The sequence below is a fragment of the Hamadaea sp. NPDC050747 genome, assembly GCF_040654195.1.
Lineage (GTDB): Bacteria > Actinomycetota > Actinomycetes > Mycobacteriales > Micromonosporaceae > Hamadaea.
Genome location: NZ_JBFAHM010000002.1, coordinates 626932 through 650745 on the forward strand (window position 1 = coordinate 626932; position 23814 = coordinate 650745).

At 70.9% G+C, this 23814-nt stretch carries 21 protein-coding genes; 11 read left to right on the forward strand and 10 right to left on the reverse strand.

Translation table 11 applies throughout. From position 1 onward, the window contains the following. Positions 1-864, reverse strand: coding sequence for a hypothetical protein (locus tag AB0H43_RS06315; protein ID WP_359997333.1), 864 nt, complete (start codon positions 862-864; stop codon positions 1-3). Between the two features lie 153 nt (positions 865-1017). Between AB0H43_RS06315 and fxsT (AB0H43_RS06320) the strand changes: the two genes are divergently transcribed. The 4 genes from fxsT (AB0H43_RS06320) to AB0H43_RS06335 all read left to right on the forward strand — a co-directional run bounded on the left by fxsT (AB0H43_RS06320) (position 1018) and on the right by AB0H43_RS06335 (position 6669). Then, positions 1018-3756, forward strand: a complete 2739-nt coding sequence (gene fxsT / locus AB0H43_RS06320; protein ID WP_359997335.1) for an FxSxx-COOH system tetratricopeptide repeat protein — start codon at positions 1018-1020, stop codon at positions 3754-3756. A gap of 193 nt (positions 3757-3949) precedes the next feature. Continuing rightward, entirely contained in the window at positions 3950-4126 is a 177-nt protein-coding gene (locus AB0H43_RS06325) for a hypothetical protein (protein WP_359997338.1), read from the forward strand. Positions 4127-4137: 11 nt separating this feature from the next. Beyond that, positions 4138-5391 (forward strand): FxsB family cyclophane-forming radical SAM/SPASM peptide maturase, encoded by a 1254-nt coding sequence (locus tag AB0H43_RS06330; protein WP_359997341.1) that lies wholly within the window; start codon positions 4138-4140, stop codon positions 5389-5391. Then, the gene (locus AB0H43_RS06335; RefSeq protein WP_359997344.1) at positions 5392-6669 is read left to right on the forward strand and encodes an HEXXH motif domain-containing protein; all 1278 of its coding nucleotides are present in this window, start codon (positions 5392-5394) and stop codon (positions 6667-6669) included. It abuts the gene before it with no gap. A 3-nt stretch (positions 6670-6672) separates the two neighbouring features. Here AB0H43_RS06335 and fxsT (AB0H43_RS06340) read toward each other — a convergent pair whose 3' ends face one another. Then, the gene (gene fxsT, locus AB0H43_RS06340; protein WP_359997347.1) at positions 6673-9879 is read right to left on the reverse strand and encodes an FxSxx-COOH system tetratricopeptide repeat protein; all 3207 of its coding nucleotides are present in this window, start codon (positions 9877-9879) and stop codon (positions 6673-6675) included. A gap of 163 nt (positions 9880-10042) precedes the next feature. Between fxsT (AB0H43_RS06340) and fxsT (AB0H43_RS06345) the strand changes: the two genes are divergently transcribed. Then, positions 10043-12760, forward strand: a complete 2718-nt coding sequence (gene fxsT, locus AB0H43_RS06345) for an FxSxx-COOH system tetratricopeptide repeat protein (RefSeq protein WP_359997350.1) — start codon at positions 10043-10045, stop codon at positions 12758-12760. A 13-nt stretch (positions 12761-12773) separates the two neighbouring features. Here fxsT (AB0H43_RS06345) and AB0H43_RS06350 read toward each other — a convergent pair whose 3' ends face one another. Continuing rightward, positions 12774-13664: an alpha/beta hydrolase gene (locus AB0H43_RS06350; RefSeq protein ID WP_359997352.1), complete on the reverse strand. Its 891-nt coding sequence runs from the start codon at positions 13662-13664 to the stop codon at positions 12774-12776. A gap of 53 nt (positions 13665-13717) precedes the next feature. Between AB0H43_RS06350 and AB0H43_RS06355 the strand changes: the two genes are divergently transcribed. Next, positions 13718-14485 (forward strand): class I SAM-dependent methyltransferase, encoded by a 768-nt coding sequence (locus AB0H43_RS06355; protein ID WP_359997355.1) that lies wholly within the window; start codon positions 13718-13720, stop codon positions 14483-14485. Here AB0H43_RS06355 and AB0H43_RS06360 read toward each other — a convergent pair. Both AB0H43_RS06360 and AB0H43_RS06365 read right to left on the reverse strand, forming a co-directional pair. Continuing rightward, positions 14482-14865: a nuclear transport factor 2 family protein gene (locus tag AB0H43_RS06360; protein WP_359997358.1), complete on the reverse strand. Its 384-nt coding sequence runs from the start codon at positions 14863-14865 to the stop codon at positions 14482-14484. The genes AB0H43_RS06355 and AB0H43_RS06360 overlap by 4 nt on opposite strands. 9 nt (positions 14866-14874) lie before the next feature. Further along, entirely contained in the window at positions 14875-15558 is a 684-nt protein-coding gene (locus tag AB0H43_RS06365) for a DUF4240 domain-containing protein (protein ID WP_359997361.1), read from the reverse strand. Positions 15559-15776: 218 nt separating this feature from the next. Between AB0H43_RS06365 and AB0H43_RS06370 the strand changes: the two genes are divergently transcribed. From AB0H43_RS06370 to AB0H43_RS06380, 3 genes are all read left to right on the forward strand, one after another. Then, positions 15777-16304: a GNAT family N-acetyltransferase gene (locus tag AB0H43_RS06370; RefSeq protein ID WP_359997364.1), complete on the forward strand. Its 528-nt coding sequence runs from the start codon at positions 15777-15779 to the stop codon at positions 16302-16304. A 125-nt stretch (positions 16305-16429) separates the two neighbouring features. Further along, on the forward strand, positions 16430-17059 hold the full coding sequence (locus AB0H43_RS06375; RefSeq protein ID WP_359997367.1) for a carbonic anhydrase: 630 nt from the start codon (positions 16430-16432) through the stop codon (positions 17057-17059). A gap of 18 nt (positions 17060-17077) precedes the next feature. Next, complete coding sequence (locus tag AB0H43_RS06380; protein WP_359997370.1) at positions 17078-17593, forward strand: hypothetical protein; 516 nt, start codon at positions 17078-17080, stop codon at positions 17591-17593. Here the strand turns inward: AB0H43_RS06380 and AB0H43_RS06385 are convergent. Then, positions 17545-18603 (reverse strand): hypothetical protein, encoded by a 1059-nt coding sequence (locus AB0H43_RS06385; protein WP_359997444.1) that lies wholly within the window; start codon positions 18601-18603, stop codon positions 17545-17547. The two genes, AB0H43_RS06380 and AB0H43_RS06385, sit on opposite strands and share 49 nt — an antisense overlap. A 119-nt stretch (positions 18604-18722) precedes the next feature. On the opposite strand from AB0H43_RS06385, the gene AB0H43_RS06390 reads away from it, so the two are divergent. Both AB0H43_RS06390 and AB0H43_RS06395 read left to right on the forward strand, forming a co-directional pair. Then, the gene (locus AB0H43_RS06390; protein WP_359997447.1) at positions 18723-19553 is read left to right on the forward strand and encodes a hypothetical protein; all 831 of its coding nucleotides are present in this window, start codon (positions 18723-18725) and stop codon (positions 19551-19553) included. Continuing rightward, positions 19550-20923: a hypothetical protein gene (locus AB0H43_RS06395; protein ID WP_359997373.1), complete on the forward strand. Its 1374-nt coding sequence runs from the start codon at positions 19550-19552 to the stop codon at positions 20921-20923. The genes AB0H43_RS06390 and AB0H43_RS06395 overlap by 4 nt, the downstream gene beginning before the upstream one ends. A gap of 71 nt (positions 20924-20994) precedes the next feature. Here the strand turns inward: AB0H43_RS06395 and AB0H43_RS06400 are convergent, their stop codons facing one another. From AB0H43_RS06400 to AB0H43_RS06415, 4 genes are all read right to left on the reverse strand, one after another. Further along, complete coding sequence (locus AB0H43_RS06400) at positions 20995-22245, reverse strand: PHB depolymerase family esterase (protein ID WP_359997375.1); 1251 nt, start codon at positions 22243-22245, stop codon at positions 20995-20997. A 306-nt stretch (positions 22246-22551) separates the two neighbouring features. Then, positions 22552-22878 (reverse strand): DUF1048 domain-containing protein, encoded by a 327-nt coding sequence (locus AB0H43_RS06405; protein WP_359997378.1) that lies wholly within the window; start codon positions 22876-22878, stop codon positions 22552-22554. A gap of 1 nt (position 22879) precedes the next feature. Next, positions 22880-23236 carry a DUF1048 domain-containing protein gene (locus tag AB0H43_RS06410; RefSeq protein ID WP_359997381.1) on the reverse strand — a complete coding sequence of 119 codons (357 nt, stop codon included), beginning with the start codon at positions 23234-23236 and terminating at the stop codon, positions 22880-22882. Next, complete coding sequence (locus AB0H43_RS06415) at positions 23233-23559, reverse strand: PadR family transcriptional regulator (RefSeq protein ID WP_359997384.1); 327 nt, start codon at positions 23557-23559, stop codon at positions 23233-23235. Before AB0H43_RS06415 ends, AB0H43_RS06410 begins: the two co-directional genes overlap by 4 nt. Between the last annotated feature and the right edge of the window lie 255 nt (positions 23560-23814).

Sequence of the window (23814 nt, forward strand, 5' to 3'; positions counted from 1 at the left end):
CTAGATCTGTCCATTCAGGAGCGCCGTGGCGACGGCGACCCCGGTCGGCGCGGCCGACAGGTACCGCTCGACCTCGTGGGCGCTGATCCCGTTGGCGATCTCCACATCCATTACCTGGTCGCCGTAGACCTCCCGCAGCCTGGGCCGCAGGGCCACGAAGTCGCCCGAATCGGTGATGTTGCTCCAGCGGGCGACGTTCGGCCAGCTGCCGACGGCCGGGACGAGCCGGTGCAGCACGATGTGCGGCACACCCAGCGGCGACCCGAGCGTGACCAGATCGGTGACCGGCCACTCGGGATGCCCGCACAACGCCTCGTACGCGACGACCGAGCCGAGCGAGTGGGCCACCACCACCCGGGTGTCGGCGGAGATCGCGGCGGCGAACCGGTCCTGCACCGCCGCCCGGATCACCGGGTCGGTGAAATAGGCGGTGACCTGCTTGAGCCAGAAGATCAGCAGGCGCTCGGAAATCCGCGCCAGGAACCGCGAACCGGCCAGGGCCAGCACCGCCGCCCGCGCGGTCGCCTTGGGGCCGAGCGTACGCCCGTCGGGTGACGGCACCCCGGGGTCGGTCTGCGCGGCCGCCGCCCACCAGGCGAGCAGCAGATCCAGCTCCGGGCCGTCCTCGACGTCGTCGGCGGTCAGTGGCGGCACGTCACCGCTGAGCCGTCGTCCGGCCGGGCGGAACAGGTCGCCGTAGAAGACGCATTCGACGTCTCCGGCGGCGACCTCGACCGGTGCGGTCAGTCCTTCGAGGACGGCGTTGTCCACACCGCCGCGCAAGGCGGGGATCCATCGATCGGCCATCTGGGGACGGCTCGCGTACGTGTTGTTGATCCCGTGCACCATAACCACGCGCGCCATAGCGGCAAATCTATCCGCTGTCGACAAGTGACGCGGAGTGTGCGACCCGGGCATCCGACAACGCGTGTCGATGGCGCGGGAGTACGTCGCGTCGATATGCTCGCGTCGGGTCCCACCGCCCACCGCCGACGGTTCTCCAGAAGCGAGCCACGCGTGCAGATCAGCAGACCCGGTTACGACGCGGTTCCGCCGGGATCGTTTCGCGACCTGGTTGACGGGTTGCACGACCTCTACCTGCTCGCCGGCGGTCCGTCCGCCCGTACGATCAGCTCGGCCATCTACAAGAACCGGGCGCTGGAGGCGGTCTCCCATGAGACCTATCGAGCCGCGCTCAAAGGCTCCTATCTGTTGTCGTGGCCCAAATACCTGTCGATCGTCGTCGAGCTGAACCGGCGTACGCCGACGCCTCGGGCGGAGTCGGAGATCCTGGCCGGATTTCAGGCACTGTGGACGCTCGCCCAGCAGGACTATCGAACGCTGCGATCCGGGCGCGGGCTGCCGCCGCCGCCCCGGGCGGAGAACGGCTCCCGGCCGGTACGCCGCCTGCCCGACCGCAACACCTGGTTCACCGGCCGCCGGGCGACGCTGATCCGGCTGCGCAACGCGTTCGAGCAGCACCCGACGGCGACGGTCGTCCTGCACGGCGTCAACGGCACCGGCAAGACTCAGCTGGCCGCCGAGTACGCGTACCGCTATCCCGACGACTATCCGGTGACGTGGTGGATCCGCTGCGCCAGCGCTGATCAGGCGCGGGCGGATCTGGGCGACCTCGCGACCGAGCTCGGCCTCGGCGACGGCGACCGGTCGCTGGCGGCGCTGAAGGCGTACCTGAGCTCGCCGAACCTGCCGTATCTGCTGATCTTCGACGGCGTGGAGGATCGGCAGGTACGCGGCCTGATCCCCAACGGCGGCGGGCACGTCCTCGTCACCACGACCGACCGCGAACTCGCGTACGACACCTCGATGATCGAGGTCGAAGTGCTCGACTTCGGCCCGGACGAGGCCGCCGAGTTCCTCGAACGCCGGCTGCCCGACAGCACCGACTCCCAACGGGCCGAGATCATCGACCTCACCGGGCGGCTGCCGCTCGCGCTGGACATCGCGGCCCGGGTGGATCTGGAGACGTTGCGCAACTCGCACGCCCCGTCCGGTCCCCTGGTCGGCACGGTACGCGCGGTTCGCGAGATCCTCAGCGCCGACCATCGCCGCATCCTCGACCTGTTCGGCTGGTTCGGTGCGGCCCCGGTGCCGATGGCGCTGCTCCAACGCGACGGCACGGTCGACGGCCGGGTCGGCGAGATCCTGGCGAACCCGATCGAGCTGCGTATCGCGCTGCGTGAGCTGGCCAACTACGGTCTCGTCCGGCTGGGCGCGGTCCAGGTCGAGATGACGTCCCCGGCCCGGCAGGCGCTGGTCGAGATCATCCCGGCCGGGGACGCCGAGGTCGCCCGGCGGCACGTGCACGAGATCCTCGCCCGAGCCCGGCTGGGCCCGCCCGGTTCGGCGCTGGCGCAGGGCTACCGCGACATCGACGCCCACCTGCAACCGGCGCGCCTGGTCGAGTCGGCCCACCCGAACGCCCGGCAGCTCATCATCGACCAGGTCCAATTCCGGGCGCTGGACGGCGACCTCGCCGGCGCGGCCGACCTGGCCCGCTCGGCCGTCGAGGAATGGCAGCGGCCCGGCTCCCTCGGCCCGGATCACGAACTCGTGCTGCGCGCCCGCGTCGAACTGGCCGCCGCGCTTCGGGGACTGGGGGCGTACGCGGAGGCTCGGGCGCTCGCGACGGCCGCGGTGCGGCATCTGCAGACGAGCCCGGCGTACGGGCCGGAACACGAGCTGACCCTGGCCGCCGAGGTGGGTGCGGCGCTGGACCTGCTCATGATGGGCCGGTACGCCCGCGCGGTCGACGCCCAGCAGCAGGCGTACGAACGGTCGGTGGCCGCGCTGGGGTCGGCCCACGCGCGTACCGTGGACTGCCGCCGCCACCTGGCCGCCAGCCTGCGCCACGCCGGCCGGTACGCCGAGGCGGCCGATCTCGACCAGCACGACTTCGACCGGCTCACCGCCTCCGACGACGCGATCGACGCCGTCCGGGTCGCCTTCGCGCTGGCCGACGACCTGACCGGGCTCGGGCAGTACCAGCCGGCGTTGGACCTGCTCGACCAGTACACCGCCCAGGGCGCCCGGCTCATCGGCGACCATGATCCCGGGGTGCTTGCCGCGGGGCGTACGGCTGCGATGGTGCGCCGCCGCCTCGGCCGGACCGGGGCGCTGGACGAGCTGGCCGGGCTGCACCTGCGCTGCCGGGAACTGCTCGACCAGGCCGCTCCGCAGGTGCTGGCGGTCGCCCTCAGCTATGCCAACGCGCTTCGCGAAGCCGGGCGGACGGGCCAGGCCGAACAGCTCATCCTCGACGCGATCGCGGCCTACGAACGGCGGCTGTCCGACCGTCACCCGCTCGCGGTGGCGGCCCGGGTCAACCTCGCCGCCGTGCACCGCGCCCAGGGCCAGTGGCCGGTCGCCCGGCAACTCGGCCAGCGGGCCGCCGAACACCTGCGCCGTACGCTGGGCGCCGACCATCCGTACGCGATCATCGCGGCGGTCAACCACGCCACCGATCTGGCGTTGACCGGCGACCGCGCCGGAGCCGTCGCCGCCTCGCGATCGGCGTACGCGGTCGCGGAGCGTGTTCTCGGGCCGGAACACCCCGACACGCTCGCGGCGGGCACGAACCTCACCCTCGATCTGCTGGCCGTCGGCACCCCGGACGACCGCCTCCGCGAAAGCATGCTCACGGGCTGGACGAAGCTGTTCGGCGAGCACGAGCAGGTCGCCCGGCTGGCGCGGGGAAACCGGGTGGAATGCGACCTGGACCCCTGGCCGATGTGACCGCGACAGACGGGTGGATCCGCAGGTCAGCCCGGCACTGGCGGGGTCACCCGAGCGGCGTCAAGTTTTGCCAAGTTCGAGGGTTTCCGCTGGGGAATGATCTCCACGCATCCTATGGTGAATCGCCGGACAAGCCCGTCCGGGAAGGACAGAACACGCACCCAAGCGGGAGCTTATGGTGAACGCCGCAACTATGTCGGAACCGACGTCGGGCGAATGGTCCCCGCTCGTTGACCTTTCCGACCGTCCACTGCTCGACGTGATCTCCGGTGGTGACGACGCCCTCGCTCGGGCGGCCCGCCGGGTCATCCGCGCATTGGACGACCCGGACGGCATCATCTCCGCCTTCCAGTCGTTCACCTCCTCCTGAGCCACGGCCGGATGACGATGACGCCGGCCGGCGGGCTCAGCCTGCTCCGGGACGCGCAGCGGGTGGCGGCGCCATGGCCGTACGCCGAGCTCGACCCGGAACGGCTGCGCGCCGCCGGCTGGCGTCCGGCACCGGTCCGCGACGTGATCTTGAAGGTCCACCAGCGCTGCAACCTGGCCTGCGACTACTGCTACGTCTACGAGTCGCCCGACCAGAGCTGGCAGGACCGCCCGGCGGTGATGTCCACGGAAGTGTGGCAGGCCGCCGTCGACAATCTCGCCCGATACGCCGCCCGGCATCGCCTACGCCGGGTGCAGGTGATCCTGCACGGCGGCGAGCCCTTGCTCTTCCGGCTCGACCGCATCGAGCGGCTCGTGGCGTACCTGCACGCGAAGCTGCCGTTGAGCACCCGCGCCGACGTCGGGATGCAGACCAACGGCGTCCTGCTGACCCGGCGTACGCTGGAACGGCTGGTCGCCCTGCGGATCGCCGTCGGCGTGAGCGTCGACGGGACCGAGGCCGACCACGACCGCCATCGGCGTACGCGGTCCGGCCGGGGAAGTCACGCCGCCGCCGCCCGGGCGCTGGACCTGTTGCGGGAACCGGAGCTGCGCCCGGCGTACGCCGGCATCCTGTCCACTGTGTCCCCCGAGTCGGATCCGATCGCGACCTTCGAGACGCTGTCGGCGTTCGACCCGCCGATGATCGATTTCCTTCTCCCCCATGCCAATTGGGGCACTCCGCCGCCGCACGCGCGGCCCGGGGCGACCCCGTACGCCGACTGGCTGATCGCGGTCTTCGACCACTGGTACGGCCGGAGCGATCCGATCCGCGTCCGGCTGTTCGACGACATCCTGGCTTTGCTGCTGGGCGGGGCGAGCGGCTCCGAACAGGTCGGCCTGAGCCCGGCCGGCATGCTCGTCGTCGAGTCCGACGGGGCGATCGAGCAGGTGGACGCTCTGAAGTCCGCCTATCCCGGTGCTGCCGCGACCGGGCTCGACGTTCGGCACGACGATCTCGAGGACGTCTTCGACGACCCGGGTGTGGTCGCCCGTCAGCTGGGCCGCCGGGCGCTGTCGGAGACCTGCCTCGGCTGCCCGGTTCGCGACGTCTGCGGCGGCGGCCATTACGCCCATCGCTACCGGCCGGGCGCGGGCTTCCGCAATCCTTCGGCGTACTGCGGCGATCTACGCCGTCTCATCGATCACATCACCGCGCGCGTCGCCACCGAACTGCGGCGCGCCGCCGCACTGGAGAGACCTTAAGTGACGACGTTCCACGAACTCGATACCGCTACCTTCACCGCCCTCGCCGCGGGCGACGGCGGCCCGTCCGCCATCGCCGCGTTGCAGCGGGCGCAGGTGAGCCGCCATTTGATCCTCATCGGAAATCTGCTTTCCGAGTGGCCGGGCCCGGTTGCCGAACGGGACGCGATCCGCGACACGCTCGACCGTGCTCGCGCCGCCGACCCCGACCGGTTCGCCGACGTCCTCGGCGCACCACTTGTCGGCTCCTGGTCCGGCATCGTGACCCGGGCACTGGGCCGGGGCGTCGCCGACCCGTCCGACTTCGGCCAGCTCGCGGGCATCGCGGTGGTCGCCGCCGCGGCGGCCGGCGTGCCGGCCGACCTGGCGGTCCCGGTACGCGACGGCGTCGCGTCGGTGCCCAGCGTCGGCGCGCTGACCGTCGGCGACCGCCCCGTACGCCTCATCGCCCACGACGGAGCGATCTCCGCCGACGTCGACGGGGATCGCGTACTGCTGTCCACTGCGGAGGATGTGCCCGGCTTCCAGCGGGTGCGGTTCCTGTCCGCGCCCGGCGTCCGGATCTCGCTCGACGACGTCGACCCGTACCGGCACGGCCACCACGCTCCCCCGGCGAACCGGCTCGACGACGCCGAGCTGGAACAGTGGGACAAGCTGTTCGCCGAGGCGTGGGGGCTGCTGGTTCGGCAGCTGCCGGAGCGGGCCGCCGAACTCGCCGCCGGACTGCGCACGCTCGTCCCGTTGGCGCAGACCGATTCGCGGTCGGCCCGCAGCGCCACCATCAAGTACGCGTTCGGCGTCTTCGGGCTCACGCTGCCGCCGTCGGCGGCGGAGTTCGCGGTGACGATGGTGCACGAGTTCCAGCACTCGAAGCTCAGCGCGATCCTGGACCTCGTGCCGATGACCGACCCGGCCGACACGAGCCGCCATTTCGCGCCGTGGCGGACCGACCCGCGGCCGCTCGCCGGTCTCCTGCAAGGCGTGTACGCCTTCGTCGGCGTGGCCGACAGCTGGCGGGCACTGCGGGCCGAGCCGGACATCGCCGAGGAGGCCACGCGCAAGTTCGCCGAGGCTCGGGTCAACGTCGCCGAAGGACTGCGGTCGGTCGAGGCCGGCGCGTTGCTGCCCGACGGCGTACGCCTGGTGCGGGGGTTGCGGAAGCGTACCGACGAACTCCTCGCCGAGCCGCTCCCGCACGACGTCGTCCGGGCCGCGGAGCTGACGTTGAGCGACACGTTCCGCCGCTGGAGCGACCAGAACGCGGCCGCCACGGCCTAGCGATCAGGTCGGGGGCGGCTCGATGTCGCCCTCGGTCCGTTCGTCGCGTTCGATCGCCTGCACCTCGGGGTGGTTGGCGCCCAGCGAGTCTCGCAACGCCCGGAAGGACGTCTGCCGCAGCCGGTCCGCTTCGGCGGTCCGGCCCACGGCGCGCAGGTCGTGGGCGAGGTTGATGCCGCGCATCAGCAGATAGGGGTGCTCGGCGCCGTTGCGGGCCTCGTGACCGCCGCCGGACATCTGCTGGCTGATCCGGTGCATCTCCTCGGACAGCTGAGCGGCCGCCGCGTGGTCACCGGCGAGGGCGAGGTCGGTCGCACGGGAGACCCCGGCGCAGATCGTGTACGGGTGGCCGGCGCCCAGCACTTCGGCGAAGTCGGTGAAGCAGCTCTCGCCGAGGACGCGGGCGTCGTCGTAGTCGCCCATCGCCCGCATGAGGATGCCCTGGTTGACCCGCGCCGCCAAGGTCAGCGGGTGCTTGACGCCGAAGTAGACGTCGTACCGCTCGAGCGCGTCCTCGATGAGCTGGGCCGCCTCGTCCAGCTCGCCGACCTGGCGCAGCACGTTCGCGTAGCTGACCGCGGCGGCGTTGGTGAACTCGTGCGTCTCGCCGAACCGGCTGAGGCTGCGCTCGAAGTGCTCGCGCAGCACCGCCCGCGCTTCGAAGAGGTAGCCGAGCTTGCGCAGCAGGATCGCGTAGGTCCGGTCGGCCAGCAGCACCTGGCTGCTCCCCGCGCCCAGCGCGTCGGCCAGCGGCTCGCGCCACTGCTGGATCCACTCCAGACCCGCCCGGTACGCGCCCATGCCGTAGTAGTTGCGAGCCTGGTTGATGTATGCCGCCAAGGCCCGGGGGTCGGTCCCGCCGACGTCCTCCCAGTGGTTGGCGATCTCCTTGTCCTGCTCGAAAGCCTGGGCGAAGTCGCCGATCATGCGCAGGTCGACGGCGAGGTTGGCCTGCGCCCGCAGGGTGTACGCCTCGGTCGCGTTGAACACTCGCCGGTGCCGGGCCAGCGACGCGGTGTCGAACGCGAGCGCCTCGTTGTAGCGTCCTGCGATCCGCAGGTCGTGGCCCACCTGGTTGGCGTGGATGAGGGTGAACTCGTGCATCTCCCCGATCTGCGGGCTGGCGCACATCCGGTTGTAGGTGTCGTTGGCGACGACTTGGGCCTCGCTCGCCTGCCCGAGTACGCGCAGCGCGTTCGCCCGGACGCTGGCCGCCCGGAGGGTGTAGAGACCGTCCGGTCCGAGCAGCGGGTCGTCGCTGGGCTTGCTCCAGTGCGCGGCGGCGTCGGTGGCCAACCGGAGGCTGTTCTCGTAGTCGCCGATCAGGTAGAGGTATCGGGCGTGGTCGAGGACCGCGACACGAGCGTCGTCGTCCTCGGCGTAGATCATCCGGGCGCGGTCGAGGTGCGGGCCGAGTTCGGCTTGGCTCTCGAGTTCGCCACGCTCGTCGGGGTCGCCCGGGTTCGCCGCCGCCAGCAGCCGCTGGGCGTTGCGCAGCGTCGTCTCCGCCCGGTCCTCCGGCAGGATGTCGCGGAGGATGTCCTGCACCAGGCGGTGCACCTGGATGCGCTGGGCCGGGTCCACCTTGGCCAGACCGCGGTTGTTCAGGTCGCGGACGACCCGGCTGAGCGCGACCGGATCGTTGAGAGTGGACCGCAGCGGCTCGGTGACGTTGGCCGACTTGCCTCGGCTCAGCAGATTCTGCGAAACCGGCTCGCCGGAGAGGAACGACAGCAGTTCGAACAGCTGGGCGGTGGCCGGAGCCTTCTCCCGCAGGGTCGCGCTGGCGAGCGTGACGAACGCCGTCACCGTGATCGGGTAGCCGTAGGGCTTGGACTCCGACAGCAGGTCCGAGCGCCGGTGGCTGTCCAGCAGGTCGATGTACTCGGTGACCGGCATCGCGGTGGACTTGCACCACAGGACCGCCTGCTCCAGCGCCAGCGGCAGGTCGCCGAGCTTGTTGGCGAGGTTCTCCGCCTCGCCTTCCTTCAGTTGCAGGCCCCGGCCTTCGAGCAGCTGAATGCTCTCGTCGCGGGGGAAGACGTCGACCTCGATGGGCCGCCCGACCGCGCCCCACTCCGGGTTCCGGGTCGTCACGATGACGTGGCCGCCGGTGGCGGGCAGGAACGGTTTGAGCGCGTCCGGGTCGTCGGCGTTGTCGTAGACGAGCAGCCACGGCACCCGCAGGCCGGCGAGCGCGTCGAGCACCGTCCGAGCGGTCTGCTGCCGGTCCTCGGCCACGGTCAGGTGCAGCGTCTCGGCGAGCTGGGTCAGCGAGGCCAGCACCGTCGTGGTGCGCTCGGAGGGGATCCACCAGACCAGCTCGTAATCGTCGAGGTGGCGGTAGACGTATTCGACGACGAGCTGCGTCTTGCCGACACCGCCGAGTCCGTGCAGGGCGGGGGGCAGGACGGCCGCCTGCTCGCCGCTGCTGAGCACGTCGGTCAGCTTGTCGAGCAGCTCGCTGCGGCCGGTGAAGTGCCGGTTCCGGGTCGGTACGCCACCGCCGACGACGCGGGTCTCCGAGCGGCGTGGCGGCACCGGGCCACGCGGGGCCGGCGGGGTGAACGCGGACGGCGCGGCCAGCGGACCGGCGCCGCCCCGTAGCACGACGAGGGCGGCCAGGTCCACGCCGAGTCCACCTGCGACGGTGTCGACCCAGGTCCGCAGACCGTCCGAGACGGGCCCGGTGAGCAGTTCGGACAATCGGCTGGCGAAGGCGAGCACCTGCGGCACGCCGTCCTCGGGGATCGGCAGGCCCTCCATGATGCGGATCGCGTTCGCCGTGTCCCGCCAGGTACGCATGGAGTAGAGCTGCTCGGCGCCGCCGAGTCCGTCGACGGCTTCGCCGATCTGATTGGCCGGCAGGTTGGCGAGCAGGCCGCGCAGGTGATCACGGTCGGGCACCGACAGCAGCCCCGGGCTCAGGTCGGTGACGGCGGCCCGCACGGCGGCGATGTCGCCCACGTGCTGTTCGGCCACCACGGAGGCGAGTACGCGCAGGCCGCCCGAGCACGCGTTGCACGCGTTGACCAAGCTGGACAGCTCGGGGCGTACGTCGGCGAAGCGTTTGATCCGCAGCGGCCGGCGCAGCTCTTGGCGTACGCGGTCGACGAGGTGGTCGCGGACGGCGGGGTCGGCCAGTTCGGGCAGCCGGACGAGCATGTCTACGAGGTTCTCGAGCGTGCCTCGCGTCGCCGACTCGGCCATGGGCTCTCTTTTCCCCTCGTTGAGCAGGTCCTGAAATGAACCGATACCCGAACGGATCGTAACCGACCGCGACCGTCCCACAAAACATCGGAAACGATGAATCGTTACGGCGTCGTGCCGGAGTGCTTTAATCGAAGGACATCGCATATGAGGGAGGCCCTGTGTGAGCAGCGGCACCGATCGTCGACGCGGTGAGATAGTCACGTTCTACTCCTTCAAGGGCGGCACCGGGCGCACCATGGCGGTGGCGAATGTGGCCTGGATCCTGGCCTCCGCCGGCAAACGCGTGCTGGCCGCCGACTGGGACCTCGAATCACCTGGCCTGCACCGGTTCCTCCATCCGTTCCTCGACGTCGCCCGGCTGTCCACGGCGGGCGGGGTGATCGACCTGATCCGCGAGTTCGAGCACGCGACCGAGGCGGGTGAGCCGCAGGACCCGGCCTGGTACGCCCATTACGCCGAAGTGGACCGATACGCCCTCCCTCTGAAGTGGTCGTTCGGCCGGGGACGACTTGATCTCCTGTCGGCCGGTCGGCAGAACCGGGACTACGCCACCCATCTGGGCGACCTCGACTGGGAGGACTTCTACGAGCGGCGGCACGGCGGCCGGTTCTTCGACGCGCTCCGGGAGGATCTGCGCCGCCGCTACGACTACGTGCTGATCGACAGCCGGACCGGGCTCAGCGAGCTGGCCGACATCTGCACGGCGCATCTGCCGGACACCTTGGTCACCTGCTTCACCTTCGCCGAGCAGGCGATCTCCGGCGCGTCGGTGCTCGCCCGGGAGATCGCCAGCCGCCACCGCAACCGGGCGATCCGCGTACTGCCCGCGCCGATGCACATCGACCGGAGCCAGGCGGCGCAGGCTCAGGCGGGCCGGACGGTCGCGATGCGACGCCTGGCCGGGCTGCCGGCCGGGCTGACCGAGGCGCAGCGCCGCCGCTACTGGGCCGCCGTCGAGGTGCCCTACCAGCCCGCGTACGCGTTCGAGGAGATCCTCGCCGCCGTCGCCGATCCGCCGGGGGTGCCCGGCACGTTGCTGTCGGCGTACACGGAACTGGTCCGGCACATCACGAACGGGGAGGTCACCGGGCCACCGATGCTCAACGAGAGCGTGCGGCGGCGTACTGCCGCCCGGTTCGTCCGGACGCCCGACCCCGCCGTCAGCGACATCGCCCTCCACTACGCCGCGACCGACGCGGTCTGGGCCGAATGGGTCACCTCCATCTGCCGCAGCGCCGGGCTGGCCGTCGCCGACCCCGCGCTCGACGGGATCGATCCACCGCCCGGGGCGACCCGGCTCACCCTGGTCTCGGCGGCCAACGCGGCCACGCTGTCCCGGCTGACCCACGACGAACGCGCCCAGACCGGCGGCCCGCCGCTGGCCGCGTACGTGGCCGACGTCGCGCCGGTGAGCGCGTTCGACGCCGCCCACAGCGCCCGGCTGTGGGGCGACGACGTGGTCGCGGCCACGACGAACCTGCTCACCCTCCTGGGTCACGCCGGAACCGTCCTGGATGGACCGCATCCGCCGATCCGCTTCCCGGGCCGCGCGCCGTCGATCTTCTCGGCGCCCCGGCGGGAGCCCCGGTTCACCGGCCGCGGGCAGGAGATGCGCGAGCTGCGCGACCGGCTGCGCGATCACGAGGGCGCGGCGCTGCTCCCCGGTGGGTCGCGCGTCGCCGTCCTCGGCATGGGCGGCATCGGCAAGACCCAGATCGCCGTCGAGTACGCCCACCGCTACGCCGCCGCGTACGACCTGGTGTGGTGGATCGACGCGGCCGGTGACGTGACCGCCCAGCTGGCCGCGCTCGCGCCGCACCTGGCGGTCAAGCGCCCGTCGCCCGTCGCCGCGGCCAAGGCCGCGCTCGCGGCGCTGGAACGCGGCCGCATGTCCGGCGACTGGCTGATCGTCTTCGACGGAGCCGACGACTTCGACGCGATCGCCGGGCTGCTCCCCCGCGGCTTCGGGCACACGCTGGTCACCTCGCGGGACCCGGCCTGGGCCGAGCACGCCGAACCGCTGGAGATCGGCCTGTTCGACCGGGCGGAGAGCATCGCGCACCTGCGGCATCGCCTGCCGACCATCCGCGACTCCGAGGCCGTCCAGGTGGCCGCGTCCGTGGCGGACCTGCCCGTGGCCGTGGCCGCCGCCGGGCGCTGGCTGGCCGACACCGGCCGGCCCGCGGCCGAACTGCTCGTCGAGCCGGAGCGGATCGGATCGCGTCTGCGCTGGTGGAACGCGTCGCTCGACCGGTTACGGACCGAGGCCGCGGCGGCGTATCGGCTGCTGGAGGTGTGCTCGGTGCTCGGACCGGAGATCGGTCTGTCCATCGTGTACAGCGACGCCCTCGCGGCGGCCCTCGCCGAGGTCGACCCGGCGGTCACCGACCGCTGGACTCGCGGCAAACTCGTGCAGACCTTGACCCGGCTCGCCCTCATCCAGCTCGACGTTCGCGGCCCCGAAGCGGGCGGCGCCAAGGTCGTCGTCCACCCGGTGCTCCAGCAGGTGATCCGATCACGGATGACCGACACCGACCTCGCGCTCACCCGGCACCAGGCCCACGTGGTGCTCGCCGCGACCCGCCCACCGGCCGACGAGGACGATCCGCGCGGCTGGGGAGCGTACGCCGAACTCGGGCCGCATCTGGACGCCTCGGGCGCGGCCGGGTGCACCGATCCCGCCGTCCGGCAGCTGCTGCTGCACCGGCTACGCCACCTGCGCCGGCGAGGCCAGTACGCCGAAGGCCGCCGCCTGGGCCGCAGCCTCGAACAGACCTGGAGCGAGCGCCTGACCGTCGCGGAGGAGCCCGACGCCGCCGAGCTGCGCCGGCAGTTGGCGTACCTGAAGTTCCAGGTCGCCTCCTTCCCCGAGGGGTGAACCCGACCCCGGATCAGGTGCCGGCGACGACCCAGGCCAACGCCTGCGGCAGGATCTCCATCGCACCGAAGTGCGCCGTGTCCGCCTGGATCTGCACCTCGACCCATTTGAGCTGGGACGCCAGCCACTCCGTATGCCCGACCGGCGAGAACGAGTCGTCCGCCCCGTGCCACAGCAGCACTTCGGTGTCCACGTCGGACAGCTGGAACCCCCAGTCGCGCCGGAACGCCAGGGCGTCGTCCACCCAGCCGTGCCCGCCGTAGCGCATCGCCTCGACGTAGGTGTCGGTGATGTGGCGGCGGAACGCGGCGTCGTCGATCACCCGCAGATCGGAGTTCCGCAGTTCCCCACGCAGGGCGTCCATCAGGATCCGGGGATCACGGCGCACATGGTCGGCCCGTTCCAGCAGCCGCTCGGTGAACAGCGCGACGTCGCGGTCGGCCACCTCGTAGTCGCTCGTGTTGCCCTTCGCCATCCCGTCGAACCAGGCCAGGCCGGGTGCGTCCGGCGGGGCGATGCTGACCAGCGCGGCCGTCCTCGTCACCCGGCCCTGCAGGAGCGCCGCGCAGGCCAGCGCGTGCGGCCCGCCGCCGGACCGGCCGATCACGGCGAACGTCGGCAGGTCGAGATCGTCGGCGATCGCGGCCACGTCGTCGGCCGCGTCACGCACCAGCCGACCGGGCACCCGGGTGGAGCCGCCGTATCCCGGACGGTCGTAGGAGATGAGGCGTACGCCCATGCGGTAGAGGACGATGCTGCGCGGACGCGGCCCGCTGCGGCTGCCGGGCGTACCGTGCATCAGGAAGACCGGCCGTCCGTCGGGCGCGCCGCTCACCTCCACCGACAACACCCCGCCGCGCGGCGACGGCACCAGGCGCGGTTGTGCACGGCGCGTATTGGACACGTGACCTCCCGTGTCCGAGCCTACGGCAGCACGGCCTCTGGCACGATGCCAGAATGATCTCCGACGCCGAGTTCGCCGCTCTCTACGATGTGCTCAACCCTTGGGACGTCGACCGGTACGCCTCGGACGCCTTCTACCACCGGCTCGTCATGGCCGCCGATTCCGTGCTCGACGTCGGCTGTGGAACCGGATCGATGCTGCACTACGCCCGATCCCAAGGCCACCGAGGCCGGCTGGTCGGCCTCGAACCCGACCCGGCGATGCTCGGTCGCGCCGCCGGGGAACGCTTGCGTGAGCCGCCAGGAGTGCAGTCAGCGCGTACCACTGTGGAATGGGTGTCCGGAGCCGCGGCCGACGCGGCCTGGACCCGCGAGTTCGACCTGGCCACGATGACCAGCCACGCGTTTCAATGCCTGACCGGCGACGAGGAGATACGCGCGTCGCTCACCGCGATCCGCGCGGCCTTGCGCGACGGCGGGCGCTTCGCCTTCGAGACGCGGCATCCGCAGGCGCGGGCGTGGGAACAGTGGAATCCCGCCAATGTCACCGACTTCACCGACGCCGACGGCCATCCACTTCGGAGCTGGTATCAGGTCGACGCGGTCGACGCCGACGTCGTGACCTTCACCGGCTTCGTGAGCGACCCGTCCGGCACGATCGTGCGGACGGAGCAGACGGCGCTGCGCTTCCTCGACGTGCCGACGCTGAACGCGTTCCTCACCGACGCCGGATTCGCGATCGCCGATCAGTTCGGCGACTGGGACGGTACGCGGATCGGCCCACACAGCCGCGAGATCATCACGGTCGCCCGCCGCGTCTAGGCGGTGACACCGGCCGGGTTGTCCTGGCCGAGGTACGTGCCGTGGCCTTGCGCGACGAGGTCGCCGTCGAAGATCAGCACCTCGTTGACGACGTTTCCGCGCTGGTTGCGGTAGCTGATCACGATCGTGCTGACGCCCGCGAAGACGGCCTCGACGCTGAAGCGCAGATCGGGGATCGCCTGCAATCCCTTGCCCCAGTACGCCCGCAGCGCCTCCTTGCCGCGCAGGACGCCACCGGTGTCGGGCAGCAGCTGTGCGGCGACCGGCGAGGTGAAGACCACGTCGTCGTGGAAGTGGGCGAGGATCGCCTCCAGATCGTGGCTGTTCCAGGCGTCCACCCAGTGGCGGCTGAACTCGGCCGCCCACTCCTTCGTGATCATGAACCTACTCTACTTGCCGCCCTGGACGCGGCTTTCCAGGGCGGTGAAGAACTCCTCCTCGGACTGGCCGGACTGGGCGAGGAAGTCGGCGAACACCGCCTCCGTACGCGCGTCGCGCTCTTCGATGGGCGACAACGGGAACAGGGCACTCACCTTGGGCAGGCGGCGCGCGTTCTCGGCCGGGTCCTCGAAGTCCCAGGACTCGCCGGACGGTTCCGGGGAGGCCTGCCCGCTCGCCCCGGCCGCCGACAGCAGATCCTCGAAGTCGTCGCCGTCCCCGCCGGTGATCCGCTCGTACGCCTCGGCTGCGACGTAGTCGAGCAGTTCCCAGTCGGGCCAGTCGTCCTCGGCCCACTCGTGGGACGGGCGACCGGCGAGGGCGCGTACTTCGGGAACGTCGGCGAGCGCGTCCGGATCGGCGACCACCCGCTCGAACGTCTCCCGGCCCAGGCCGATCAGCCAGGACTGGAAGTACCAGAAGCCGTCGTCGGAGCAGTGCGAGTCGCAGATCGCGTACGCCGCGCCCCACATCTGCCAGGTGTCGGCGCGCTGCTTCTGCCGCTCCAACTGCAGGTCGAACTCGACCAGCTCGGCCACCGTACGCTGGGCGAGCGCCTCGGTGAGCTGCTGCGTCCGGTCGGACCCGCTCCTGTCGGCGGCCTCGACGAGATCCCAGAACGCTTCGATGTCCACTCGCGCACTATGACACGCCTGCTGTCGCCGGAGCCGCGCGGGCCGCATCCCTTCTTCGCAAGATCATTGCGTCAGCCATGCTGCTCATTCGGGCATTCCGCCGCCTGAAACAGCTGACCGCACTTCTGGCGGCTCGGCGCAAGCACCTCCCCGGCGCCTGACGCAACGATCACGCGGGGACCACCCGCAACGGCCGCCGCTGAACCTAGAATCAACGGATGCCGCTGGAAGCGCCGGACGTCCGGCACCGCGTCTCGTTCACCGCGGGCGTACGCGAGTTCCACGAGGCCGACCCGACCGGGCGTTCGCCGTTCGTCGCCGATCTCGATCCCGACCGGCTTGCCGATCCCGCCACGTTCGCCCGGTACGTCGCCAATCTGCTGGCCGCGCCGCTGGAGGAGACTCCTCGCCCGCGTGGCTGGGTGCCGGCGACGACGCTGTGGTGGATCGAGGACGGCGAGTTCGTCGGCCGCGTCGGCATCCGCCACCGGCTCACCCCGCAGCTACGCCTCGTCGGCGGGCACATCGGCTACGACGTCCGCCCGTCACGCCGACGGCAGGGGTACGCCGGGCGCATGCTGCTGGACGCACTGCCGGTCGCCGCCGCGCTGGACATCGACCCCGCCCTGCTGACCTGCGACGACACCAACATCGCCTCGCGGAAGGTGATCGAGGCCGCCGGTGGCCGGCTGTTCGAGGCCGACGGCGGCAAGCTGCGCTTCTGGGTGCCGACCCGGCTCCGGTAGCCGAGCCCGTCGCCGCCGGCCAACGCCGGGAAACGGGCGCTTATGAGGTCTACCACATACACGGGCAATCTTCGTGGGGCAGAATGACGAACTAGGACTCATGATCCGTCGACCGGAAGGCCGAGATGAGCGAGCCCGAGTACACCGACCTGCCGGTGAGCCCGGCCGACGCGCTGAAGTTGCTGCTCGACGGCAACGACCGGTTCGTCGGCGGTGACCTCCTGCACCCGAACCAGGACGCCGATCGGCGCGCGGTCAACGCGACCGGCCAGCGCCCGTTCGCCGTGCTGTTCGGCTGCTCCGACTCCCGGCTGGCCGCCGAGATCATCTTCGACCGGGGCCTGGGCGACCTGTTCGTCATCCGGACCGCCGGGCACGTGGTCGGCGCGGAGGTGCTGGGCAGCATCGAATACGCGGTCGCCATGCTCGACGTGCCGCTCATCGCCGTCCTCGGCCACGACTCGTGCGGGGCGATCGGCGCGACCCTGGACTCGATCGCCGAGGGCACCAGCCCGCCCGGGTTCATCCGGGACATCGTCGAACGGGTCATGATCAGCGTGGTTCCGGTCCGCGAGCTGGCAGTGCGCGATCCGGATCTCGCGGTCACCGAGCACATCCGCTACACCGCCGACACGATCATCGAGCGTTCGTCGCTGATCGCCGAGCGGGTCGCGGAGGGCCGCTGCGCGGTCGTCGGCATGTCCTACCGCCTCGCCGAGGGCAAGGCCAGTCTGGTCACCCGGCACGGCGTCTGATCGCGTACCGTGGCGGCCATGTCGGTCCGCCTCATCGGTGCCAATCCCGGAATGACGGTCCGCGACGGCGACCGCCTGCTCGCGTTCGCCTCGGTCTGGCGGGTCGACTGGTCCGAGCGCGGCGCCGGGCTCGCGCTCGTCCTCTGGCACGCGGGCGCCACCCGGGTGGTCACCGGGTCGCCCGAGCTGGGCCGCTGGCTGGCCGAGGAGTTCACCCGGCATTTCCCGGAGGTACGCGGAGAGCAGTGGCCGGATCCGGCGGTCGTCGACGCCCCGGTGGCCTGGGAACAGGATCTCGGCGTGGGGCTGCGGGCGTCCGCCGCCGACGTGACGGTCGAGATCACCGGGCCGAAGGATCGCCGGCTCGTCCGGGACGAGGCCTTCGACCTGGGCGGCGTCCCGCATCTGCTGTCGACCGTCTACCTGCCGTGCGTCTCGGGCACGCTGACGGTCGGAGGTTCGGCCGTCACCGGCCAGACGCACGCCTACCTGGCCGACGCCGAGGTATGGTGCGCCCAGAGCGCGACCCGGTGATCCTCGTCGGTGACGTAGAGCGATGAGCCGTCCAGTTCCGCGACGCCTTCGACGTGGTGCAGCGGCGCGAGATCGGCCACCAAGACCGGCTTGACCTCGACCGGCCGGTCGCCGGGCAGGGTGAACCGCAGATGCGCGCAGGTCGCGTCGCGGGCCTGCGGGTGCTCCTCGATCAGGACCGAGTTCTTGCCGAGCGCGTCGATCGAGCCGACGATCACGTCGTACTCCCCCGGCACGCCCGGACGCGGCGCCAGGGCGCGTACGCCCAGCGGGCCGGGCCCGACGCCGGTCAACGCGTACACGGCGACGACCGACAGCGGCACAGGCGTTTCGCCGAACATGCCGGGGATCCCCTCGATCTCGACGAGGAGTGGCTCCCCGGCGGTCGAGACCGGCCACCGCAGGCCCAGCAACAGGGTGCCGGCCGGAGTGAAGGCGGCGCCCTCCACGTTGATCGGATGATCACCCGTACGCAGGTCGCCCACCCACTGCTTGGCCTTGGCCTCGCCCCGGCGGCGGGTCTGCTCGATGAACGTCGCGTGCACCCGATCGGCGGGCGGCTCGGGCGCGGCCGGATGACCCGCCTCGGCGAGCCGGCGCAACGCCTCGTTGACCAGCCGATGCAGGGTGAACCGGTGCCGCACGACCTGCAGTCGCGGCGCCAGGCTTTCGGCGAACCGGGCGACGAAGGCCCGCTTCGGGCGTAGCGGGCCGGACTTGGAGCCGAAATGCGAGCCGATCACGTAGACCCAGCCGTCGTGCCGGGCCAGCGCCTCGCCGTCCTCGGTGCGGCCGGTGTGTGTACCGGCGATCGCGGGCAGGTGCCGAGCGTGCCAGCCGTCGTCGCCCACGGCGAGCACGGCCAGGCAGTCCTCCACCGGACCCTCGTCGAGGACCGTCCAGTACGCCGCCCGCGCGCCCAGCGCGGCGAGGATCTCCGGCGATTCGACACGCAGCAGGTCACTGGCCTCGTTCCCGGCCACCGAGAGGTCTACCAGCCGCTTCATGATCTCCAGGGTAGCCACGGCAAGAAAGTCACCTGCCGTACGTGCGTTGTTCAGGTCGAGCCGGATACCCTGCTCCTGGCGTCGCCCGGCGACGTTTTGACCACGCCGACCGAATGAGTTCCGTGCATCACGCCAATCACTACTACGGGCACTCGCGCATCCTGGCCCGCTACTGCGGACTGGACGACGGCGACTTCCCGCGCATCCACGGCTATCTGCAGCACGGCTGGAACATCGGCGACGGCATGGCCCCCGACCACGACTTCGTGCCGGGTGTGCCGCTACTCGTGTGGTCCGAACGCACCCGCCGCCGCGCCTGGTCGCTCGGCCGGCATACGGCGTACGCCCTCGGCGCGCCCTGGGCGTATCTGGTGCGGATGATGCCCGACGAGCCGGCGGAACCGCGCCGGGGCACCATCTGGTACCCGTTTCACGGCTGGGAGGGCCAGGACGTCCTCGGCGACCACAGCCGCCTGATCGCGCAGATCCAGCTGACCGAGCCCGGCCCGGTGACCATCTGCCTGTACTGGCAGGAGTACCAGTCACGGCGGCTGCGGCGGCGCTACGAGCAGGCCGGGTTCCGGGTGATCTGCCACGGCTACCGGGGCGACCGGTGGGGCAACCAAGATCCGGAGTTCCTCTATCGGCAGCTCAGCGAGCAACGCCGTCATCTGCGCGTCGCGTCGAACCGGCTGTCGACGGCGGTGTTCTATGGAACCCTCGCGGGCTGCGAACCGGCCGTCTACGGCGACCCGATGCATCTCCAGCGGGAGAACCCGGTCTACGGCGGGCAGGCGCGGGTCCGTCGGGAATGGCCCGACCTGCACGGGGAACAGATCGACGTCGGGGTGGCCCGCGCGGCGGCCGTCGCCGAACTGGGCGCCGACCGGCTGCTGGACCCGGCGGAGATGCGCTGGCTGCTGCGCTGGCCGACAGAAAAGGCGGATCGATGACCCACCCGCTCGGCGGCGAGCTGCTCGCCTACTCCGATCTCGACGGTACGCACGGCGCCGGTCCGGCGCGCGGGGCGGCACTCGCGACGCTCGCGCTCGCGGCCCGTGGGCGGGTGCTGGTCGCCGGACCGCACGATCCCGGGCTGATCGACGCGATCCTCGAATCGACCGGCGCGGACCAGCTGACCGTGCTCGTCCGCGCCCGGCCCGACGCCGAAACACTGGCCGCCCGCTATCCGGCCGCGACCGTCTACTCCGGTGACCTGTTCGCGCTGGACGCCTCGTTGGACGGCGACATCGCGTACGACACGGTCGTGGCGCTGGCCGGGCTCGACCGGCTCACAGGACCGGAGACGGACCGCCCGGAGTGGACCGAGGTGCTGGACCGCCTGACCCGGCGACTGCGGCCGGACGGCGTACTGCTGCTGGGCATGACCAACCCGCTCGGGGTGCACTGGTTGACCGCGCCACCCGAGCCGCCGGCCGATCAGGACTGGGCCGAAGACCTCGGCGGACCCGGGTTCGACGCCATCCTCGGCGCGCTCGGCCGGCCGGTCGTCCGGGCGTACGGGGGTTTTCCGTCGCCGGTCGAGCCGGCCGTCCTGATCGGATCGGACACCCCGGACAGTGGTGTGTTGCAGGCGGCGCTCCGGCGGACCAGCCCTCCTCCGGGCGCGCTCGCCGATCCGGGCCAGGTCGCCGCCCGCGCCCTGCGCAGCCAGGCGGCGATGCCGGTCGCAGCGGCGTGGTTCCTCGTCGCGGGCGCCACTGCGGACGCGGACCTGCCCACGTCGGTGCCGGACTCAGCCGGCCCCGCTGGGCGTACCCTCGAGGAATCGATCAGCGAGGCCGCCGCGAAGCGCGACCTTCCCGCGGTCCGTGACTTGGTGCAGGCGTGGCAGCGGGGACCCGCCGGCGTGCCCGCGGACCAAGTGATCGTCGAGCCGTCCGGGCTGACCGCGCTGAGCGCGGGCGACGAGCCGATCGAGGCCTTGCGGCGGCTCGCGGCCTTCCTGACGCGCAACGGGTACGCGCACGCCTGGCCGGCCGAAGGCGTGACCGACCTGACGGTGGCGCTGGCCGCGATGGCCGGGATCGAGCTGCACCCGGCGGACGTGCCGCCCGGCGAGCCGGTCCAGACCTGGCACGACCTGGTGAGCGAACGCGACGACCTGGCGCGCCTGCTGGCCGAGACCCAGGCGCAACGGGCCGCCTACCAGCAGCTGGCCGACGAGCGCGCGCAGAAACTCCGCGAGACGCTGCACCTGGTCGAGCTGCTGAGCACCTCCGGACCGGCACGCATGGGCCGCGCCTTCGTCGGCGGAGTACGCGTGGCGCGCCGGACCGCTCGCCGCTTCCGCCTCCGCTGACCCCGTGATCCGGCGGCAACAGGCGCTATCGCCGCAGTCGGCCGGCCCGCAGTGCGGACCGGCCGTGCGGATCAGCAGCTGGTGACGACGGCGAAGACGCCCGCCGAGGTCTCCTTCAGAGTTGTGACCGTGGAGTCACCCAGGCCCAGGTAGGCCAGGGTGCCCTTCGCGTAGTAGGGGTTGTACGGGTCGACGCCGTAGCTGGTGGCCCGGCCTGCGGTCTTGTGCTGCAGGTTCGTCGCCGAGCCGCAGAACAGACCCGAAGTCGGCGACGCGCTCGGGCTGGGGCTCGGCGACGAGGTCGCCGTCGTGGTCGGTGAGGCGGTCGGGGTTCCCGTCCGGCTCACCCGCCGGTTGTTGGCGAAGAAGAAGCTCGCCAGGTACGCCGGGTAGTTGATGCTGTTGGTGCTGATGTAGCTGCTTCCCGACCCGCCGCCCGCCGGCCAGTTGTGGCCGAGGCCGGTGTTCTGAATGACCGAGACCCGGGGGCCCTGGGCGTCGGAGTAGAGCGTGCCGCTGCCCGCCGTGTTGGTTCCGGCCAGCCCGCTGAGGCTGAACGTCGACGTGGTTGCGGCGCCGTAGATGCCGGCCATGATCTGGCCGTTGAGGGTGTTGTAGCCGGGTGCGACCGTCGTGTCGTTGCTGCCGTAGACGACCGAGGTCAGCTGGGTGGTGAAGCCCGCGGTCGAGGAGCCGGCGAACTGCTTGCAGACCGAGGTGCCCGTCGACTGGTTGGTGGCGACCGACGAAATCTGACCGGAGGTCGTGCCCACAGTCGGTCCGGCGTTGATGCCGATGCCGGCGAAGATGTCGGGCGCGAGGCATCCCATGACCATCGTCTCGCCGCCGCCGGACGACAGACCCGACAGGTACACCTGGTTGGCGTCGAGGTTGAGGGAGGTACGCCCGAGCAGGGCGCTGACGAGGTTCAACAGGTCGTCGTCGTGCCGGCCGGGATTGCTGCGGCTGTGGTTGGTGTCGTAGTAGTCCCAGCAGCCGGCGATGACGCCGCCGTTCGGCGCCGCCGGCAGGGCGACGACCATGCCGTACTGGTCGGCGGTGCCGGCCCAGTTGGCCCCAGTCTGCAGGTTGGCGTTGGTTTGAACGCAGCCGTGCAGGCTGATCATGAGAGCGCGCTTGCCGTCCAGCTGTCCGGCGGTGGACGGCGTGTAGAGGCGGACGTTCATGCCCGCGATGGTTTCGCTGGTCCACGCGCCGGCAGCGGTGGCGGTCTGCTGCTGCGCGAGGGCGACCAGGACTCCCACGATCATGACGGCGACGAGGCTCAGGACGGTTGTTGTTCGGCTACGGCGGATCGGCATGGCACCTCCATCCAGAATTCCGATGAGGAAGCTGGATCGCACTGCGCCAATCGGGCAAGTCTGGCAAAGCGCATCGCTTCCCGAACGTCACGCTACGAGAGGAAACACACGGGAAACATGTTGATGAATGCAACTTTTCCAGGAAGCGATATGGAGGTGCCATACATCGCTCATGGTCTCCCCCACCGAGCCGTACGCCCACGGAACTTGCACAGCCAGATCGCCGCGCTCACCTGCAGCCCGCGAACCCGTCTCCGGCACGCGCGCCGGCTCGACAGCACCAACATGGGCGCGCGACGGCGGGCGTCACGTCTCATCGGCATCCGACTTGGCGCGGAGGGATTCCTGATAGATCTCGGCGTAGGTGCGCGAATCCTTGATCAGATCGTCGCAGAAGGCGGCGACGTCGGTGCCGATGAGTTCCACTACACCCTTGCCGGCGGCAACGCCCTCCTCGAAGAAGTCCACGATCCCCGGCAGCAGGCGTCCGTCCGCCAGATCAACCGGACCGACCTTGAACAAGTACTTCTGCATCTCCTCGTACACGATCCGGTAGTCCGGTGGCAGCGCCTTGACCCGGGCCACATGCGCCCGCCACTGCCGCTTGCCTTCGATGATGTCCTGGATGCCCACGTCAACCTCCCAGCCGGCTCAGTTTGCGGGCCACGTTGCGGTTCAACTGTTCGCGCCACCGATCGCGATAGGTCCGGGCACCTTGCCCGCCTGCCAACGCCGTGCAGAATCCGCCGACGTCATCGCCGAAGACCTCGTCCACGCCTTGCCCGTCCGCGGATGCCTCTTCGAGAAGCGCCAACGCGGCGTCGGCGATGGGCGTCAAGTTGCGGCCACTGAAATCCCCGAATGGGAAGAGGTGACCTTTGACCTGCTCCCATACCTGTTGGTAGTCCGCAGGTAACGCCGCAGCGCGGGCTTCGAACGCCTTCCACTGCCGCGTGAGATCGCTGCCGGTGACTCTTTCCCAGAAGTTCATCTCCCGCCCTCCTTAAGACTGTCGATGCGCGACGAGACGTACTGCCATTTCGCCCAGAACTTCGCGAGCTCCTGACGCCCGGCGTCGTTGAGGGCATAGAACTTGCGTGGCGGGCCGACCTCGGATGGCCGTTTCGTCACGTCGACCAGTCCGTTGCGCTCCAGCCGCAGCAAGATCGTGTACACCGTGCCTTCGACGACGTCGGTGAAGCCGAGGTCGTTCAGCCGGCGGGTGATGGCGTACCCGTAGGTCTCCTCGCCGCCGATGATGTGCAGCACGCAACCCTCGAGCGTGCCCTTCAGCATCTCCGTCAAGTCATCCACCGCAGGTCCTCCGGCTCAGTACCTAGCATCACCGAGTACCACTATACGGTACCACTTAGTAGTCTGTCGACCTGCTGCCTGGTATCTGCCACAGGACAGGAAACGGGCGGGGCCGGCTTGCCGCCAGGCCCGCCCGTCTGGTTGTCGCTTCGGTGATTACAGGGTGGTTTCGCCGGTGAGGCCGAAGAAGTCGTGCCATTTTGTGCTGGCGGTGAAGGTGGTTCCGGTGGACAGGGCGACGTAGACGTCGTTGGT